Annotated in this window: 19 protein-coding genes; 10 read left to right on the top strand and 9 right to left on the bottom strand. The window is 44.7% G+C overall.

Going from position 1 to position 16,881, the window contains the following annotated elements; translation table 11 throughout:
- Nucleotides 1–47: 47 nt before the first annotated feature.
- Nucleotides 48–896 carry a D-amino-acid transaminase gene (gene dat / locus MOC09_RS15620; RefSeq protein WP_268359181.1) on the bottom strand — a complete coding sequence of 283 codons (849 nt, stop codon included), beginning with the start codon at nucleotides 894–896 and terminating at the stop codon, nucleotides 48–50.
- A 284-nt stretch (nucleotides 897–1,180) separates the two neighbouring features.
- Between dat and MOC09_RS15615 the strand changes: the two genes are divergently transcribed.
- Entirely contained in the window at nucleotides 1,181–2,029 is an 849-nt protein-coding gene (locus MOC09_RS15615) for a polysaccharide deacetylase family protein (protein ID WP_268371050.1), read from the top strand.
- A gap of 24 nt (nucleotides 2,030–2,053) precedes the next feature.
- On the opposite strand, the gene MOC09_RS15610 is transcribed toward MOC09_RS15615, so the two are convergent.
- The 3 genes from MOC09_RS15610 to MOC09_RS15600 form a co-directional block, all read right to left on the bottom strand.
- Complete coding sequence (locus tag MOC09_RS15610; RefSeq protein WP_268359184.1) at nucleotides 2,054–2,797, bottom strand: NAD-dependent protein deacylase; 744 nt, start codon at nucleotides 2,795–2,797, stop codon at nucleotides 2,054–2,056.
- 72 nt (nucleotides 2,798–2,869) lie between these two features.
- Complete coding sequence (gene mscY, locus MOC09_RS15605) at nucleotides 2,870–3,985, bottom strand: small-conductance mechanosensitive channel protein MscY (RefSeq protein WP_268359186.1); 1,116 nt, start codon at nucleotides 3,983–3,985, stop codon at nucleotides 2,870–2,872.
- Between the two features lie 149 nt (nucleotides 3,986–4,134).
- Nucleotides 4,135–4,242 carry a YhdX family protein gene (locus tag MOC09_RS15600; protein WP_003224203.1) on the bottom strand — a complete coding sequence of 36 codons (108 nt, stop codon included), beginning with the start codon at nucleotides 4,240–4,242 and terminating at the stop codon, nucleotides 4,135–4,137.
- Between the two features lie 233 nt (nucleotides 4,243–4,475).
- Here MOC09_RS15600 and MOC09_RS15595 point away from each other — a divergent pair, with 233 nt between their 5' ends.
- From MOC09_RS15595 to crcB, 3 genes are read left to right on the top strand one after another with little or no spacing between them, the layout of a single operon-like run.
- A complete protein-coding gene (locus MOC09_RS15595; RefSeq protein ID WP_268359188.1) occupies nucleotides 4,476–5,207 on the top strand; it encodes a glycerophosphodiester phosphodiesterase in 732 nt (243 codons plus the stop codon).
- Complete coding sequence (locus MOC09_RS15590; RefSeq protein WP_268359190.1) at nucleotides 5,194–5,589, top strand: fluoride efflux transporter FluC; 396 nt, start codon at nucleotides 5,194–5,196, stop codon at nucleotides 5,587–5,589. Before MOC09_RS15595 ends, MOC09_RS15590 begins: the two co-directional genes overlap by 14 nt.
- Entirely contained in the window at nucleotides 5,586–5,942 is a 357-nt protein-coding gene (gene crcB / locus MOC09_RS15585; protein ID WP_268359192.1) for a fluoride efflux transporter CrcB, read from the top strand. The genes MOC09_RS15590 and crcB overlap by 4 nt, the downstream gene beginning before the upstream one ends.
- 14 nt (nucleotides 5,943–5,956) lie before the next feature.
- Here crcB and MOC09_RS15580 read toward each other — a convergent pair whose 3' ends face one another.
- Both MOC09_RS15580 and MOC09_RS15575 read right to left on the bottom strand, forming a co-directional pair.
- Nucleotides 5,957–7,342 carry a hemolysin family protein gene (locus tag MOC09_RS15580; RefSeq protein WP_268359195.1) on the bottom strand — a complete coding sequence of 462 codons (1,386 nt, stop codon included), beginning with the start codon at nucleotides 7,340–7,342 and terminating at the stop codon, nucleotides 5,957–5,959.
- Nucleotides 7,343–7,628: 286 nt separating this feature from the next.
- Nucleotides 7,629–8,810 (bottom strand): pyridoxal phosphate-dependent aminotransferase, encoded by a 1,182-nt coding sequence (locus MOC09_RS15575; RefSeq protein ID WP_268359197.1) that lies wholly within the window; start codon nucleotides 8,808–8,810, stop codon nucleotides 7,629–7,631.
- A 155-nt stretch (nucleotides 8,811–8,965) separates the two neighbouring features.
- Here MOC09_RS15575 and cueR point away from each other — a divergent pair, with 155 nt between their 5' ends.
- From cueR to MOC09_RS15560, 3 genes are all read left to right on the top strand, one after another.
- Nucleotides 8,966–9,397 (top strand): Cu(I)-responsive transcriptional regulator, encoded by a 432-nt coding sequence (gene cueR / locus MOC09_RS15570; protein WP_268359250.1) that lies wholly within the window; start codon nucleotides 8,966–8,968, stop codon nucleotides 9,395–9,397.
- Between the two features lie 60 nt (nucleotides 9,398–9,457).
- Nucleotides 9,458–10,792: a hemolysin family protein gene (locus tag MOC09_RS15565; RefSeq protein ID WP_268359199.1), complete on the top strand. Its 1,335-nt coding sequence runs from the start codon at nucleotides 9,458–9,460 to the stop codon at nucleotides 10,790–10,792.
- Between the two features lie 151 nt (nucleotides 10,793–10,943).
- Nucleotides 10,944–11,843: an NAD-dependent epimerase/dehydratase family protein gene (locus tag MOC09_RS15560; protein ID WP_268359201.1), complete on the top strand. Its 900-nt coding sequence runs from the start codon at nucleotides 10,944–10,946 to the stop codon at nucleotides 11,841–11,843.
- Between the two features lie 21 nt (nucleotides 11,844–11,864).
- On the opposite strand, the gene MOC09_RS15555 is transcribed toward MOC09_RS15560, so the two are convergent.
- The 3 genes from MOC09_RS15555 to MOC09_RS15545 all read right to left on the bottom strand — a co-directional run bounded on the left by MOC09_RS15555 (nucleotide 11,865) and on the right by MOC09_RS15545 (nucleotide 14,823).
- Complete coding sequence (locus MOC09_RS15555) at nucleotides 11,865–12,992, bottom strand: NAD(P)/FAD-dependent oxidoreductase (RefSeq protein ID WP_268359202.1); 1,128 nt, start codon at nucleotides 12,990–12,992, stop codon at nucleotides 11,865–11,867.
- 101 nt (nucleotides 12,993–13,093) lie between these two features.
- A complete protein-coding gene (locus tag MOC09_RS15550) occupies nucleotides 13,094–13,693 on the bottom strand; it encodes a 1-acylglycerol-3-phosphate O-acyltransferase (protein WP_268359203.1) in 600 nt (199 codons plus the stop codon).
- Nucleotides 13,694–13,827: 134 nt separating this feature from the next.
- Entirely contained in the window at nucleotides 13,828–14,823 is a 996-nt protein-coding gene (locus MOC09_RS15545; protein WP_268359205.1) for an aldo/keto reductase, read from the bottom strand.
- A gap of 196 nt (nucleotides 14,824–15,019) precedes the next feature.
- Between MOC09_RS15545 and sigM the strand changes: the two genes are divergently transcribed.
- Genes sigM through MOC09_RS15530 form a run of 3 tightly spaced genes read left to right on the top strand, consistent with a single transcriptional unit; the run spans nucleotide 15,020 to nucleotide 16,855 of the window.
- The gene (sigM, locus tag MOC09_RS15540) at nucleotides 15,020–15,511 is read left to right on the top strand and encodes an RNA polymerase sigma factor SigM (RefSeq protein ID WP_003224177.1); all 492 of its coding nucleotides are present in this window, start codon (nucleotides 15,020–15,022) and stop codon (nucleotides 15,509–15,511) included.
- Nucleotides 15,501–16,577, top strand: coding sequence for an anti-sigma factor (locus MOC09_RS15535; protein WP_268359206.1), 1,077 nt, complete (start codon nucleotides 15,501–15,503; stop codon nucleotides 16,575–16,577). Before sigM ends, MOC09_RS15535 begins: the two co-directional genes overlap by 11 nt.
- Entirely contained in the window at nucleotides 16,565–16,855 is a 291-nt protein-coding gene (locus MOC09_RS15530; protein ID WP_268359207.1) for an anti-sigma factor, read from the top strand. Before MOC09_RS15535 ends, MOC09_RS15530 begins: the two co-directional genes overlap by 13 nt.
- Nucleotides 16,856–16,881: the final 26 nt, after the last annotated feature.

Raw genomic sequence — 16,881 nt, 5'->3', positions numbered from 1 at the left:
AAAAACGGGGGTCAGTCCCTGCAAAGCGGGCTCTTTTTTATGCCTTACTATAAAATGCTTGCGGCCTGCTGGATGCTTTCCTGAAAAGCAGCCTGAAGCTGTTTTGTCACCGGTCCGGGTTTACCGCTTCCTACCGACTCTCCATCAAGCGTCACGACCGGAATGATCTCTGCTGTCGTTGACGAAATAAAGATCTCTTCCGCCTGTCTCAGCTCTTCCTCACTGACAGGCTTCTCATCAAGCTCGATCCCGTTCTTTTCAATTAGCTCTAAAATCTTCATCCGTGTAATTCCATTGAGAATGAGCCGGTTAGCCGGATGTGTTCGCACCGTCCCGTTGATAACGGCATAAACGTTAGAGGATGTGCCTTCTGTAACAATGCCGTCTCTTAATAAAACGGATTCAAATGCCCCCGCTTCATAGGCTTTTTGCTTCGCCATGACATTATACAGTAAATTCAGACTCTTAATGTCACATCTCAGCCAGCGAAGGTCCTCATCGGTAATGGCTGCCACTCCGTATGCCTGCTCTTGCTCCGGTTTTTTCACAGTAAATGTGTAAGCCGTAGTCTGCGGCTCAAGGCCTGCTTCATATTGGTGTTTTCGCGGCGCAACACCTCTTGTTGTCTGAATATATACCGCTCCCTCACTGACCGCATTCTCTTGTACAAGCTTTTGCAGGTCCCACTCAAGATCTTCTCTGCTGAACGGCAGTGAAATTCCGATTTCGGCAGCACTTCTGAAAAAACGCTCCACATGCTCGCGCAAACCGAACAATACGCCTTTGTACACTCTGATAACCTCATAGATACCGTCACCAAACTGATAACCGCGATCCTCCAAATCAATTGATGCTTCGCTGCGCGGGATCAGCTGGCCATTGACTAGAACCTTCATAAAAGCCCTCCCTTTTCGAGATTTCCCTGATGTCTTTCAAGCTGTCATTGTCACTTATTCTACCATACTGGACAAACTGAAAAACAGAAAGATCAAGAGATCTATAGCGGGAAGGAGTTTATTTTTTCCTTAAAATCTGACATTTCGACAAATTTTCTATGTTCTTTCCAGTTTTGTTCCTGTATACTTGACTGGTAATACATAGGTTGTTAACATATGGCATCTTCATAAGCTGCCTGCTGTACAGCGTTATGTAGAGATTTTATGCCAATGGAGAGATTGTTATGCGACAAACGAGAGGAGACGCTTCTCCTTCTGCCGTTTCGCTTGCTTTTAAATTTGCAAGTTTAGCAGTTTTATGTGTGCTGCTTTTGCTTATGGTGATACTGGGTTATTCCAATAGTTCAACAAAAGCAAAGGAAGTCACTGTCACAACAAACGGCCAGCTTCGTGATGAGAAGAAAAGCCTGAAACTCAAAAATGACTCCCCCGATCTGCTGATCAAACATCTGCAGACAAAGCAAACAATGGGAGATAAGACGGTTTACTTAACCTTTGATGATGGCCCGTCAGCCTTTACAAACCGCTTGCTTGACGTACTGAAAAGCGCTGATGTTAAAGCGACATTTTTTATGCTGTCACCGCGGATGAACGAATTCAAACAAGCTGTGAAAAGGTCAGAAAAAGAAGGCCATGCGCTCGGCTTACACGGCGTCACCCATAATAATAAGTTGTTCTATCAAACACCGACATCTCCGTTAAAAGAAATGCAGGAGGCGCGTGACACGCTGCAGGACATTACAGGATATAAAACCGACCTCGTCAGAACACCCTACGGGAGCAAGCCGTCACTGACCGCCTCACAAATCCGCAATCTAGAAAAAGACGGTTTTGTATACTGGGATTGGACGATTGACAGCATGGACTGGAAATACCGGAATTCAAAATATGTGACGGCCGTATTACAGCAGCTTGAGAATATGGAACACAGCCATTCCAGCCGCCCATATGTGATTCTTATGCATGATCTTCCTGCTACAGTAAATGCGCTGCCGGTGCTAATCAATAAACTGAAAGAAAAAGGCTATTCCTTCGGTGTGTTAGAGGATACAATGATTCCTGTTCACGAATAAAAAAGTGAGGCCATAAGTGCGGCCTCACTTTTTTATTCCCAAACTTCGGGCAAACTCTCCAATTTTTTGGTGGATGACCATGTCAAACAAGCTGTCGCAATACGTTGGCTCAAGGTTAATGATGACTTTCTTCATGCCGGGAATCCGGCTGGCGTCCTCAGGCACAAATCTCGCCGGAGCGACTTCAAGAGACGTGCCAATGACCAATAAAAGATCAGCTTGATCCAGCTTTTCATAAAGAGTGTCAAAGTGCAGGACCGCATCGCCAAAAAGAACAACATCGGTTTTTAATACCGTTCCGCATATCCCGCCATCTTTGGCGGCCGCCGTACACTCCGGCACCTCATGCTCAAGTAAATGCGGAAGCTCATATCGGGCGCCGCATGCCGGACAAGCTGCTGTTTGGATAGAGCCGTGCAGTTCGTATACATGTCTGCTCCCGGCTTTTTTATGAAGCCCGTCAATGTTTTGCGTAAAGAGATCGACCTGTTTTCCTTGCTTCTCCAGCTCAGCTAACAGCAAGTGCCCTTCATTCGGTTCAAAGCTGCCGCTCATTTTCATCTGGAACAATTCTTTGAATTTAGGCCAAAACAGACGCGGATGGCTTAAAAAATAATCAAGGCTCATCGCTTCCATTCTTGAGGCATCCTCCGTCCAAATGCCTCCTGCTGAACGAAAGTCGGGAATTCCTGATTCTGTGCTCATTCCCGCTCCGGTCAGCACGACAATTCGCTGCGCTTCCTGTAGAATATTTCTGAATGCTTCCAATTTAACACCGCCTTTTTTCTCTTATTTTACCACGAAAAAGACTCCGCCTTTATCAGACGAAGTCTTTCCCTTTTAAGCCCGTTCCTTTTCTTCTTTATTAAGATTCACTTGAAACGGATCGTTTTGGTGCTTTTGCTTTACAACAACCATTTGGCCGGGATATGCAAACTCGACACCTTCTGCACCGAGGATGTCAATGATTTTATAGTTGATGTCCTCTCTGATATCGAGGTTTTCAGCCCAAACTGTTGTTTTTGTATAGAAGTTGAAAAATAAATTGTAATAGCTGTCAGCAAACGTATCAAAGTTGACCATGATCGTTTCATTATCAACACCTTCATGCTCCAAGAGCATTGTCCTGAGAGAACGAATGGCCCGTTCTAGGTTCTCAATCGGCGTAGCATAGGATACATGGATGGAAAACGTAATCTGGCGTTTGGTCATTCTTGTCCAGTTCGTGATCGCTTCCATCGACAGCGTAGAGTTCGGCACCGTTACAAGCGCCCCCTGCGCGGTTCTGAACCTCGTGCTCCTGAAGGTAATATCCTCCACTGATCCGGTTACCGTTGACGTCTCCACCCAGTCACCGATCGTAAACGGCTTCTCAGTAATAATAATGATCCCGCCGAAGAAGTTGCTGATCGTATCCTTCGCGGCAAGCGCAAAGGCAAGTCCGCCAAGACCTAGGCCAGCTACAAATCCGTTGACATCATAATTGAATTCCTGAGCGATCACACTGACACTGAGCGCAATGATGACAAAACGTAGCAATTTAGATAAAAACGGCGCCAGAATGTCATCCATGTCAAGCTCGAAGCGCTGATTCACCTTATGGAAGATAAACGACGACGTGGCGGTCAAATTACAAAGCCCCCAGGACAATAGCGCCACAATCAGGGAACGGTATATTTTACTGATGACCGGCATTTGCTCATCAAAAAACGGTGAATAACGGATCGCTAAAAACAGCCCCAAGGCAACAAAAAACCATCTGGCCGGCTTGTCAAACGCCAGAACCACCTGTTTAAAAATTTCTGTTTTCGGGCGGTTTGTCAAATTAAACAGGAGGTTAAAGAAATATCTTGTGAACAATTTTCTAAGTATAAGAAACACCAGCAAAATCGCCAAGCTGATGCCGATTTGTATGATGTTATCAAGCGTGATATATTGCTGCAGATAATCTGGCATAACAGTCTCCCCTCTATCCCAATCGATTGTTTATTATACTAAAAGATTCGTAAAGATGCTCATGTAAATGTCTTTTTGCAGCACAAAACCCCGGCGGAACGCCGGGGCCAGTTCTCAATTCATTTATCAGCCAGATTCAATAGGGACAGTCACTTACTTTTTTTCGTTTGTGTCTGATCAAGGAGAGTTGCTTTTTGCATTTCAGCATCCGTTTCGGCTTTAATTCTTTCCTCCACTCGAATTCTCCCTTTACCCATGATCTCGCCTCCTTTTTTGCTATTATAATGGATCAAAATTTGTTGTGAACATGTCGAAAGACCTAATTTTCTGGCGGAATATGCTCTTATGCGCTGGGTGTCTTTTTTTAGTTATACGCAGTTCTCAGCCCGGACCATTCCGATCTGGCAGAAAAAATTCACCAGTTTGTATCGCCCCGCATATATGGATTTGATACAATAACAGAAATGCCCATACGAGGAGCTGACTAAGCTTGTACACCATTGCCCATCGCGGAGTATCCGGCTACGCTCCGGAAAATACAATGGCCGCGTTTGACCTTGCGGCGAAAATGAATGCAGATATGATTGAACTGGACGTCCAGCTTACAAAAGACAGGCAGATTGTTGTGATTCACGATGACAGGGTTGACCGCACAACAAACGGATCTGGTTTTGTTAAAGATTTTACATTGGAAGAATTGCAGAAACTCGATGCCGGAAGCTGGTACGGCCCCGCTTTTCAGGGAGAGCGTATTCCAACCTTGGAAGCGGTGCTCAAGCGCTATCACAAAAAAATCGGCTTTTTAATTGAATTAAAAGGCCATCCATCTCAAGTCGGAATTGAAGAAGAAGTAGGACAGCTGTTAGGGCAATTTTCTTTTTCTGCCAACAATATTGTCCAATCCTTTCAGTTCCGCTCCGTCCAGAGGTTCCATGAGCTTTATCCATCGATTCCGACAGCGGTCATTACAAGGCCCAATTTTGGCATGCTGTCCAGAAATCAGCTGAAGGCCTGCCAATCTATCGCAAACTATGTCAATATTAAATACACACGCCTCAATCGGCTAATGATTGCTTCCGTCCATAAAAGCGGCTTAAAAGTATTTGCATGGACAGTCAATAATCAAAAGGCAGCAGCAAAATTACAAGCCATGGGTGTGGATGGCATCGTAACAGACTACCCGGATTTCATCAAAAAGGATGGCAAACATGAAAATATATAGCGCGGTTTTTATTGGAGGCGCGCTTGGCGCCTGCCTCCGATACGGATTAAACATATGGTTACACACCGGTCCATTCCCGGCAGCAACCTGGCTGGAAAACGCGGCTGGCAGCCTTCTATTAGGCATTCTGACCGGCTATTTTATGATCAAGGCAAAACGGTCTCTGCTGTCAGCTTTTTTAGGCACCGGCTTTTGCGGCGGCTTTACAACAATGTCTGCGTTTTCTAAAGAAACAGTGATGCTTTTGCAGGCACAATCCACACTGGCTGTTTTGTATATGGCAGCCTCTTTGATATCAGGAATCGTTCTTGCGCTGATTGGCGTTCTGGCGGGACGGCGTATAGCAGGCATCCAGCCAAGAAAGGGGCTGCAGGAAAAGTGACACTAGCGGGTATTTTCATAGCGGGCGGACTTGGGGCGATACTGCGCTTTTGGCTTGGCAATGTCATAACCGCCAAAACCAAAGGCCTCATCCTGCCCATTGGCATATTAACGGTGAATATTGTCGGAGCTCTCGGGCTCGGAATGTTTACAGGGCTTCACGTTACAAATGCTTCGGCCTCCCTCATCATCGGCACGGGATTTTTCGGCGCCTTTACGACCTTTTCCACTTTCAGTGTTGAAAGTGTTCAGCTCTTGCTGGCCAAACGCATAATGGAAAGCATCCTGTATATCGCCCTGACGCTTTGCGGGTCGCTTTTGGCATTTTGGTGCGGCTGGACAATCGCAACGTAAAAAAAACCTTGAGCTTATTTCTCGCTCAAGGTTGCACTGTTCAGCATCACGGGCTCGGGCAGCGGCAGCGTGTGGTGTGCCGTCATCCCGGCTGTACTGCCGGCTTCTTCTTTTATATCGATTTGCTTGATTAATCGGCCGTCCATCTTCAGCACCTTTATCGTATATGAACCGATGCGGATGGATTCACCAGCCTCAATATCGATGTTTTCTTTCAATACCAGCCCGCCGATCGTATCGACATCTTCGTGAATTGCTGCGCCAAGAAGGCTGTTCACCTGATCGATCCGAACCTTTCCATCCATCACATAATGGCGTTCGCCGAGCTGTTGGATTACCGGCTGTTCGTCTTCATCAAATTCATCTCTGATCTCGCCGACAATTTCCTCAAGAATATCCTCTGTCGTCACAAGTCCCGAGGTTCCTCCGTATTCATCCGACAATATGGCCATATGAATGCGTTCGCGCTGCATTTTAATCAGCAAATCATGAACCGGGATGGTTTCCATCACTTCAATTACCGGCCGGATATACGGATGGATTGTCATCTTCATTCGTTCCTCTTCTGTCATAAACAGCAAATCAGAAAACAAATGCTTCGTATTGACCAAACCGATGACACTGTCTTTGTCCCCGTCTGTGACAGGCCAGCGCGTGTATTTTTCCTTCAGCATGACGTCAAGCATCTCGGCCATCGTCATCTCTGTTGACACAGTGGCCATTTCCTTCCGCGGTATCATAATTTCTTTAGCGATCCGGTTATCAAATTCAAAAATCTTATTCACATATTTATATTCAGACGGATTAATCTCTCCGTTTTTTAAACTCTCAGACAACAGCATTCTCAGTTCTTCCTCAGAATGGGACCCGTCATGTTCTGACGCAGGCTTCAAACCGAACATGCCGCATAAAAGCCGCGCCGATCCATTGAGGATCCAAATAAACGGAAACAGGAGCAGATAGAATAAACGCAATGGACCCGCAATCAGCAAGGTCAGCTGCTCTGCCTTTTGAATCGCGACCGTTTTCGGGGCCAGCTCACCTACAACAACGTGCAGGAATGTAATCAAGCCGTACGCAACCGCAAAAGAGACCGCATGTGAAACCGATTCCGGCAGGTCCAGCGGCACAAACAATGGATGCAGCAGCCGTTCAAATGCCGGCTCCCCCAGCACCCCGAGTCCGATTGATGTCAATGTAATGCCCAGCTGGGATGCAGATAAATATTCATCCAAATCTGTAATGACACGCTTTGCGAGTATCGCCCGTTTGTTTCCTTCTGTTATAAGCTGATCAATTCTGGATCTCCTTACTCTAACAATCGCAAACTCGCTTGCAACGAAAAACGCAGTTAAAGCAATGAGCACACCAATTAAAATCAGACTGTCAATATCGTCCATTTAACCTTATCCCCTCTTTAAAGGATAAGGAGTCACCTCCTGATATAATCATTTTTCCTTAACATTGAGGTACGCGGTGTATTGTTGCCTAAGCAGAGGGCCCCATCATACCACCTCCAAGTCAAAGTTTGATTATAAATTGTATATTTTATTGTAACACAACTCATTCCAAAAATGATTTCTAATTTTTAGACTTTTGTCATGGGGCAGGCTTTAATTGAGAGATTTTGTGGATATTAAAAAAAAGAAAACAGCATTCAAAGCCGTTTTCTTTTTCTTTGCTTTCCTACACAAAATCTTTATATAAGGATACAAAAATATCCCGTGACTTTTTGATCTGCTCGATTGGCACGCTGAAGGACAAACGGAAGTGCCCTTTCATTCCAAAACCGCTGCTCGGCACGATTAATAGTCTGTATTTTTGGGCGGCATGCACGCAAAAGGCGACTTCATCTTCAATTGGCGATTTCGGAAAAACAAAGAAACCACCCTTCGGCATTTCAAATTCAAAACCGGCTTCTTTTAAAATGTCGACCATTAAATCCCTGCGCTCTTTATAAGCGCTTGCGTCTACTCTTAAATCATCCATTCTTGCCACAGCCCGCTGCATCATGACAGGGGCATTCACAAATCCAAGCGTTCGATTACAATACACAAAAGCGTTGATCAAAAGGTCCGCATCCGGCATTCGGCTGTCCAATCCGATATACCCGAGCCGCTCCCCGGCTATGCCGAGATCTTTACTGAATGAGCTGGCCAATATCACACGATGGTACGATTGAAACGGATTTGCCAGCTCTTCATCATAGATTAATTGACTGTACGGTTCATCAAACAGCACATAAATCGGCTGGCCGCTCTTCTCTTCTATTTCTTTTAATAAAGCGCCTAAATCGTCTATATTTTTCTGGCTGAGAACAGTGCCTGTGGGGTTATGCGGTGTATTGAGAATCAGCCCTTTCGTCTGTGGAGTGATCGATTGCCTTACCGCTTCAATATCAATCTCAAACCGGGCCGTCAACGGGCAGCTGACAGCCTTTCCCCCGTAGTTCTCAATGTATAATTTATACTCGGCAAAATAAGGCGCGAGAATAATGACCTCCTCACCAGGGTTTACGATACTTTTGAGCGCGACATTTAATGCGCCGCCCGCGCCCACCGTCATGACGACACGTTCTGCCAAGAACTCGGCTGCAAAACGGGACTCCAGAAATTGCGCAACTTTTTCTCTTGCAGCGGGGAGCCCTTGGTTTTGTATGTATCCGTGATTGCCTTTTTCGGCCTCCTCTATTAATGCCCTCTTAAAAGCTTCAGGCGGTTCAACAACCGGATTGCCGATTGAGAAATCAAATACCTGGTCATCCCCGTACTCTTTCTTTAGTCTTGCGCCTTCATCAAACAGCTTGCGAATCCATGATCCTTTATTTAAGTTCTCTTCAATTTCCCGGGATAACCCAGCCAATTTCATCTGTCCCTTCTCCATCAAAAATTTGAAAATTCTATCTTTACATGTTACTTCAATCAGAATATGAATTCCACAGCTCCGGCCCCCGTCTGGCAAAAAACAATAAACTTGTGCAAGACACCCTTCATATATTAAACTATTCTCATAACTATAACGTGATGGTTGGGAGGGATATAGATGGGGCTGAGACTTATCGCATCAGTGAACTAGCGGCACTTGCCGGAGTAACGAAACGAACAGTTGATTATTATACAAATCTCGGTCTGCTTACGCCGGCCAGATCCTGTTCAAATTACCGTTACTACGATGAAAATGCACTCAAACGACTCATATTTATTGTAGATTGCAAGAAGCAGCGATTGGCCCTGTCCGATATAAAAGATCGACTGGAGAACCAGTTTCCCTCTTCAGCTAAACTTGATGATGAAATTGGAAATCTGGCATTAGAAATTGATCATATGAATCAAAACATCTCCGGAATCTTGCATCGGTTTGAACGGCTGAAGCCTGAGGATCGTGACAAGCTGAAAAGCAAGCTCCCGCCTGAAAAGCTCGCCGTGTTCCAATCATTTATGCTGCTGTTACGTTAAAACTAATTTATCTAACAGGAGGTGTTACCTTCATTCTCATTGCTAGAGTGAAGGTTCTAATTGGACATAGTGAATTTGATTTTAGTCGCTGTTTTAATCGCCCTGACGGCATTTTTCGTGGCATCTGAGTTTGCCATTATCAGAATCAGAGGCTCACGGATTGATCAGCTGATCGCGGAAGGAAATAAAGCAGCAATAGCCGTAAAAAAAGTGACCACGCATCTTGATGAATATTTATCTGCGTGTCAGCTCGGAATTACATTGACTTCCATCGGATTAGGGGTTTTAGGTGAATCAACGATTGAAAGGCTGCTTCACCCGCTTTTCGTACAAATGAACGTTCCAGGATCCCTTTCACATGTCATATCGTTTATTTTTGCGTATGCCATTATTACGTTCCTGCACGTTGTTGTCGGAGAACTTGCACCTAAGACAGTCGCTATCCAAAAGGCGGAAGCAGTGTCTATGCTGTTTGCGAAACCGCTGATTTGGTTTTACCGCATTATGTTCCCGTTCATTTGGCTTTTGAACAATTCCGCACGGTTATTGACAAAAGCATTTGGCCTGGAAACTGTTTCAGAAAACGAACTGGCTCACTCTGAAGAAGAGCTGCGAATCATTTTATCTGAAAGCTATAAAAGCGGTGAAATTAACCAGTCAGAGTTTAAATATGTGAATAAAATCTTTGAATTCGACGACAGGCTCGCGAAAGAAATTATGATTCCGCGGACCGAGATTGTCAGTCTTCCGCATGATATCAAGATTTCTGAGATGATGGACATCATTCAGATTGAAAAATATACCCGTTACCCAGTGGAAGAAGGCGATAAAGATAACATTATCGGGGTTATTAATATTAAAGAAGTGCTGACCGCCTGCATCAGCGGCGAGGTTTCTGTTGATTCAACCATTTCTCAATTCGTCAACCCGATCATTCATGTTATTGAATCTGCGCCGATCCAAGATTTGCTTGTCAAAATGCAAAAAGAAAGAGTCCACATGGCCATCCTGTCTGATGAATACGGCGGGACTGCGGGGCTTGTGACGGTTGAAGACATTATCGAAGAAATCGTCGGCGAAATCCGCGATGAATTTGATATTGATGAAATTAACGAAATCCGCAAAATCGGCGAAGACCATTACATTCTTGACGGGAAAGTGTTAATCGACCAAGTAAATGACCTGCTCGGCATTCATTTAGAGAACGAAGAAGTCGATACGATCGGCGGCTGGTTCCTTACCCAAAAATATGATGTTGAAAAAGACGATTCTATCATCGAAGAAGGCTGTGAATTTATCATTAACGAAATCGACGGCCACCACGTCGCTTATATCGAAGTGAAAAAGCTCGCGATAGAAGAGCTGATCGAAGCCGGAGAACCGAAAGAAGCGTAATGTAAAAAGGCACCTTTTATGGAGGTGTCTTTTTTATTATGTTTTGTGTTAACCTCCCTATTCTGAAAACTGCTGCTAATAAAACCGCAATCCCCGGGAATTCTAATCAGGGACTGAATTCCATTTAACAGCGAGAAAAAGGAGTGAAAACATGAAAGTAGTCGTAACTGGAGCAGCAGGCAAAATAGGGCGTTGGGCCGTAAGAGCAATATTGGAGGCCGGCCATGATGTGACAGCGTCAGATCGATTATTAAGAGAAGAATCAGCATCGAAAAAATTTATTCAAGCAGATTTGCGGGATTATGGCCAGGTATGTCAGCTTATTATGGGCTGTGATGCCGTGGTCCACCTCGGGAATATTCCGACCGATGTCAGGAATACCTCCCAAGCGATATTTGAAAATAATATGCTCGTCAATTTTAATGTGCTGGAAGCCTGTAAAGATTTTAAGATCCCTAAGCTGGTATGGGCTTCAAGTGAAACGGTGCTGGGATATCCGTTTGTCCCGAAAGAGCTCAGCTACCTTCCTGTAGACGAGGAGCACCCGACGATCGTAAAATCATCGTACGCCATGGCGAAACGGCTGACTGAAATCCTCTCAGACATGTATTCAAAGCTTACCAATACACAAATTGTCTCTCTTCGTTTTGCGAATATATATGAGCCCGATGAGTACGAAAAAATTCCCGGCATGCACTGGAACGAGCAGCAAAAGGATATTCAAAAGAAAAATGCATGGGCCTATTGTGATGTCAGAGATGCTGCACAGGCTTGCCTTCTTGCAGTCGAAAAAAACAATCTCGGAAATGATGTCTTCCATATTACTGCACCGGATACCATTATGAAAGAACCGAGCGAAGACTTAGTTAAGCGGTTTTTCCCAGATGTCTCTTTAAAGAGAGATATAAAAGGTTATGAAACACTGATGGCAATCGATAAAGCGAAAAAGATCCTTGGTTATGAACCGCGTTATACATGGCGCAATGTGTTAAACAATGATGGCTCACTTAAAGCACTGCCTGAGGATCAGCTGTCATTGTCAAACATTTAAAACAAAAAAAGCAGCAGATGTTCACTGAACTTCTGCTGCTTTTTTGATATCATAATCCTTTAAATTGATATCTACTTCCATTTTGAGAGCCATCTTCGCCAGCTGTTGTCCCATATAGGGTCCCATTGTCAGGCCGGACGATCCAAGGCCATTTGCTGCTATTATCCCTTCCCAGCCGGGAAGAGGTCCGATGACCGGCACATCACCTGGTGTAAAAGGACGTAAGCCGACTCTTGCCTCTAGAAAGGTGCTGTTAGCTAAACCCGGGGCCATTTCTAAACCTTTGTTCAACAATTCCTGCAGCCCGCCAGCCGTTATCCGCACATCATGTCCTTCTATATGATCTTCACGAGTCGCTCCGATAGCCACTCTATTATCAGCATAAGCTAACAGATATTCCTTAGAAGGCGGCATCACAGCAGGCCAAGTGTCTATATCGTTTGCCTCCGGAATCTGCACATATATGATTTGCGCTTTTTGCACACTTACTTTAAAACGAATGCCTAAAGGCGCCAGCAACTCGTCTGCCCATACACCGGCACAAACAATCACCTCGTCAGCAGCATAACGATCATCACCGACGGTTACTCCTGTCACTCGTTTCGAATGATATTGGAGCTTCGCATCGCCTGTTAAAAAAACGGCGCCCATTCTTTGAGCAGAACGCACTAATGCATCTCGGAGCACTTCGCCGTCTACTCGGGCGGCGCCGCTTATATGAATGGAATGGTATTGTTTAGCCAGCAGCGGAAACATGCGGGCGGTTTTTATTCCAGAAAGAAAAGAAATCTCACCGATTTCCGGGGCAGCTCGTTTACGTTCTTGCACCCGTTTTTCAATTTTCTCAATCTTTTCTTTCTCATGATGAATACTCAAAGCACCAACAGGAGCATAACCTGTTTCTTTCCCGCCTTCTTTTCTGAGCTCCTCTATGAAACAGGGATAAAAGTGTGCCCCTGCCCTTGCCATCCTGTACCACGCCTGATTTTGCCTCGGTGACAGCCACGGACAAATAATGCCTTTTGCTGCATAGGTGGCCTGTCCCTTATCTTTCCGATCGATCACAAGAACCTCGGCCCCCATTTTGGCTAACTGATATGCTGTTGACGCTCCCAGAATTCCAGCCCCTACTACAATGATTTTTTTCATTTTCTGTAACCTTTCCCAATAATCAATTCCTCAATTAGTATAGCTCATTGAAGAGGAACTTATTAACAATCGGGAAACCAGTGTGTGGCAGGACTGATGGATTATAGCTGCTCCAGTTTCTTTTCGAGCTCTTTAATACTGTTATTCAAGGCCTCTGTCATCGCTGCCAGTCTTTCCTTTGACGGCAGGTGGGCAAAATCAGCTTGCTGCAGAGGCTCACCGATAATGAGCTTCATTTTTCCTTTCTTGAACAATTCCTTTCCGCTTGAAGGCCCTTTATAAGCAGCGGGAACGAGCGGCGCTTTTCCCATTTGCGCAATTGTCACCGCGCCTCTTTTCAAAGGCACGTCCTCAGAGGTTCTTGTTCCGCTTGGAAAGATGCCGACAATCTCTCCTTCTTTCAGCAGCTTAATCGGTGTTTTAATACTGCTTGGCCCGGGATTTTCCCGATCTACCGGAAAGGCATGAATTTTTTTCAGAAAAGCGCCGATCCATTTATTTTGAAACAGCTCTTTTTTTGCCATGTAATGAATTTGATAAGGAAGAATCCCGACTCCGAGAGTGATAACATCAACCCAGCCCGAGTGAGTACACGCGATGACAAAACCTGAATCTGCCGGAAGGTTTTCTTTGTTATATACCTTCACTCCTCCGCGTAGAGAAAGAATAGCTTTTAGAACATTTGCACAAAACTTATACATATCGCACTTCCTTTGCCGTAATCAATGATTCTTTCTGCTATCTATTATAACAATATTTTTTATTACCTGGTACTAATTTTTAAGATTTCTCCGGTTAAAACGCCAAAAAGCTGAGGATCGGCCCTCAGCTTTTGTTATATTTCCTCCCTGGTCGGCGGTGCCATAAACTCCGGCCCGACCGGGTCTGATATCGTATTTTTTAATATGGTATCGATGTCTTTTTGATCCTCGCTGCTTAGCGTCCAGCCTGTAATTTCAGCTACAGCTTCTACCTGCTCAGGCTTTCTTGCCCCCCAAAGGGCGATCGACGCGCCCGGCTGATCTAAAATCCATCTGACGGCTAAGTGAATCACTGATTTTCCATAGCGTGTCTTCGCCAGCTCATCCAATTGATTAACAGCAGAAAGATACTCTTTAAACCGCGGCTTCTGAAATTTTGGATCATGATTACGCAAATCATCACCCTCAAATGTATACTCTTCTGTCATTTTGCCTGTTAACAGCCCTCGGCATAGACTGCCATATAATAAAGTTGTGATCTGTTTGTCTTCCGCGTACGGAAGGACATTCTCTTCCATTTCTCTTTCAAACAGATTATAGGGCGGCTGAATCGTATGAAGCGGTGCAGCGGCGCGAAATGTATCCATTTGCTCAACTGAAAAATTGCTGACGCCAATCGCGCGGATTTTCCCAGCATCATATAATTCCTTCATGACTTCCGCCGTTTCTTCAATTGGCACAAGCGGATCGGGCCAATGCACCTGATAAAGATCAATATAATCTGTTTGAAGCCGTTTCAAAGAATCATCGACTTCCTCTATAATTCTCGCCCTGTTCGCATGGCGGAACAGTTGGCCGTTCTTCCAGTCCAGAGCCGTTTTCGTTGCGAGAATCACCTGGTCTCTTTTGCCGTGCTCCTTTATCGCCTTCCCGACGATTTCCTCGGACTGCCCGAAGCCGTAAGCCGGCGCGGTGTCAATCAGTGTGATTCCCTGATCAAGAGCGGCGCGGATTGTGTTGATTGATGTTTTTTCGTCGGTGCCTCCCCACATGGTTCCGCCAATTGCCCATGTGCCAAGGCCGATTCTTGAGGCTTTGAATCCTGTGTCTGCTATACTGGTATATTCCATTGTGCCACTCCTTCACTTTTTCACTATCTATTCCCCGCTGGTAAAAATGTTAAACATTTCTCAGTACTATCTTTTGCGGCCATTTTTGGTTACTATATATAAATGGTGTTTGATTAGGTATAAAAAAGCCGTTTGCATGTAATGTGCAACTTTAAACCTTTCTTATGCGTGTATAACATAGAGGGGAGAAAAGGCAGTGACGATCGATGAAATTTACCAAATGTACATGAATGATGTTTACAGGTTCCTGCTCTCCATGACAAAAGACAAGCATCTTGCCGAAGACTTGCTGCAGGAAACCTTTATGCGGGCATACATACACATTCACTCCTATGATCACAGCAAAGTAAAGCCCTGGCTTTTTCAAGTGGCGCGAAACGCCTTCATTGATTACGTCAGAAAGCATAAGAAAGAAGTAACCATTTCTGATGATTTGATCGGAAGCCTCTTTCAAAATGCTGTTCAGAGCCCTGCCCATCAGGTAGAGATAAAGGAAGTGCTGACTGGTTATATGTCCGAGCTCCCCGATAATTATCGGGAGGCCTTAACGCTATATTATTTAAAAGAGCTAAATTACAAAGAAGCATCCCATATTATGAATATTTCAGAGGCGAATTTTAAAAGTGTTTTATTTCGTGCCAGACAGCGGCTGAAAGCACTTTATAATAGAGGTGTTAATGATGAATGAAGAATTTAAAAAGCGTTTTGATCAATATAAAAACGGAGAAATGAGCGATCAGGAAATGACCGCATTTGAGGAAGAACTTGAGAAGCTCGAAGTGTATCAGGAGCTGATTGACAGCGAGCTTGAGGACGATAACGAATGGGATGTCAGCATCAGTCCCGAAAAACAAAAAGCGATTTTAGCCTATGGAAAACGCAAGTCTTATTTGCGAATTTCTGTGCTAGCCGTTATTTCGACCTTAATGATTTTGCCGTTTTGCACGCTGGGAAGCTACCTCTATTACGGAATGGGAGGTAAACACAGCACCGGCAATGAGTTTATGGAAACCGCCGCAGTCACTGTAGCCCTGACCATGCCGAATGTACTTGTTGATACATCCGGTTTGAAAAGCCAAGTGAAGCTGTTTGGCATGAATACGGAATTCCCGCTGCAAAAACAAATTGGCACGAAGACGGTCGCAGTGGGAAATGAACGGGTGGAGATGTTTTATAATAAAGTGAAGGCGCCGGCTGTTAACTATTATGACTTAGAAGTGAATAAAACCGGCCATTACTTTACACATCCATCACATGCGTCTGAACAAACAACGGCAAAAGCAGAAAAAACATTAAAGACATTGCCTGAAGGAACGGTATCCGAGGTCTATCTTTCATATGACCGGGCATATCCGACAAAAGAAGTGTATAACAAGTTCAAAGACTATGATGTGAGCTTTTTGTGGAATGCAATTGAAACGGAGAAAAACACAAATGAGACAGCTTACTCAGAGCCGCTTGGCTATCCTGGAAAGGATTCAAAGTTCTTGGCTGCGCTTAATTCAAAAGGCAAGTCAAATGGCGATCAGTTTATCAACGCCCTGACGTTCATGTCCAAGCACGAAAAATGGGCGCAGGTCATTTCAAAACGAAAAGACCTGAAAGTGGATAACCGATTGGATTATGTAGAGAAAAACGGTGTCAATGTATACGGTTCGGTCGTTACAGGGCCAACCAAGGAAATCCAGCGCATGCTGAAAAACAAATCTGTAAAATCAGCGAATGTCGGCGAGGTGGAATTATGGAACTGGTAAGAATTTTTAAAGAACACAATGTATTCGGCTGGATCTCTGTCGGGACAGCGGTTCTGTCCCTGCTCTTGCTGAATTTGGCCATTATCAGCAATGTCACATTTTATTCCTATCAAATGCTTCCGTTCGCCATGGCTGCCGTTCCGTTTGGCATTATTGAGCTTTTCATCAAGAGAGGGCGCACAGGCCCCGGCCTGCTCGGTGTCGTCCTTAATCTCTTTGTGATTATTTGTGTGTACACCATTGTTTCTGTAGATACCAATTTACAGTTTGGCTTTTAAAAGCAAAAGACGCCTGAAGAGGCGTC

This window comes from Bacillus sp. N12A5 (genome assembly GCF_026790125.1).
Classification (GTDB): domain Bacteria; phylum Bacillota; class Bacilli; order Bacillales; family Bacillaceae; genus Bacillus.
The sequence above is the reverse complement of the archived record's forward strand: the minus strand, read 5'-3'. Positions and strand labels throughout refer to the sequence as shown.

Bases quoted from the DNA above. Each gene is read 5' to 3' on its own strand.
- dat (WP_268359181.1), bottom strand. From the start codon at position 896: ATGAAGGTTCTAGTCAATGGCCAGCTGATCCCGCGCAGCGAAGCATCA.
- cueR (WP_268359250.1), top strand. From the start codon at position 8,966: ATGGTTGGGAGGGATATAGATGGGGCTGAGACTTATCGCATCAGTGAA.
- MOC09_RS15600 (WP_003224203.1), bottom strand. From the start codon at position 4,242: ATGGGTAAAGGGAGAATTCGAGTGGAGGAAAGAATTAAAGCCGAAACG.
- MOC09_RS15535 (WP_268359206.1), top strand. From the start codon at position 15,501: ATGATGAATGAAGAATTTAAAAAGCGTTTTGATCAATATAAAAACGGA.
- MOC09_RS15545 (WP_268359205.1), bottom strand. From the start codon at position 14,823: ATGGAATATACCAGTATAGCAGACACAGGATTCAAAGCCTCAAGAATC.
- MOC09_RS15580 (WP_268359195.1), bottom strand. From the start codon at position 7,342: ATGGACGATATTGACAGTCTGATTTTAATTGGTGTGCTCATTGCTTTA.
- MOC09_RS15550 (WP_268359203.1), bottom strand. From the start codon at position 13,693: ATGTATAAGTTTTGTGCAAATGTTCTAAAAGCTATTCTTTCTCTACGC.
- MOC09_RS15560 (WP_268359201.1), top strand. From the start codon at position 10,944: ATGAAAGTAGTCGTAACTGGAGCAGCAGGCAAAATAGGGCGTTGGGCC.
- mscY (WP_268359186.1), bottom strand. From the start codon at position 3,985: ATGCCAGATTATCTGCAGCAATATATCACGCTTGATAACATCATACAA.
- MOC09_RS15615 (WP_268371050.1), top strand. From the start codon at position 1,181: ATGCGACAAACGAGAGGAGACGCTTCTCCTTCTGCCGTTTCGCTTGCT.
- MOC09_RS15590 (WP_268359190.1), top strand. From the start codon at position 5,194: ATGAAAATATATAGCGCGGTTTTTATTGGAGGCGCGCTTGGCGCCTGC.
- MOC09_RS15530 (WP_268359207.1), top strand. From the start codon at position 16,565: ATGGAACTGGTAAGAATTTTTAAAGAACACAATGTATTCGGCTGGATC.
- MOC09_RS15555 (WP_268359202.1), bottom strand. From the start codon at position 12,992: ATGAAAAAAATCATTGTAGTAGGGGCTGGAATTCTGGGAGCGTCAACA.
- MOC09_RS15575 (WP_268359197.1), bottom strand. From the start codon at position 8,810: ATGAAATTGGCTGGGTTATCCCGGGAAATTGAAGAGAACTTAAATAAA.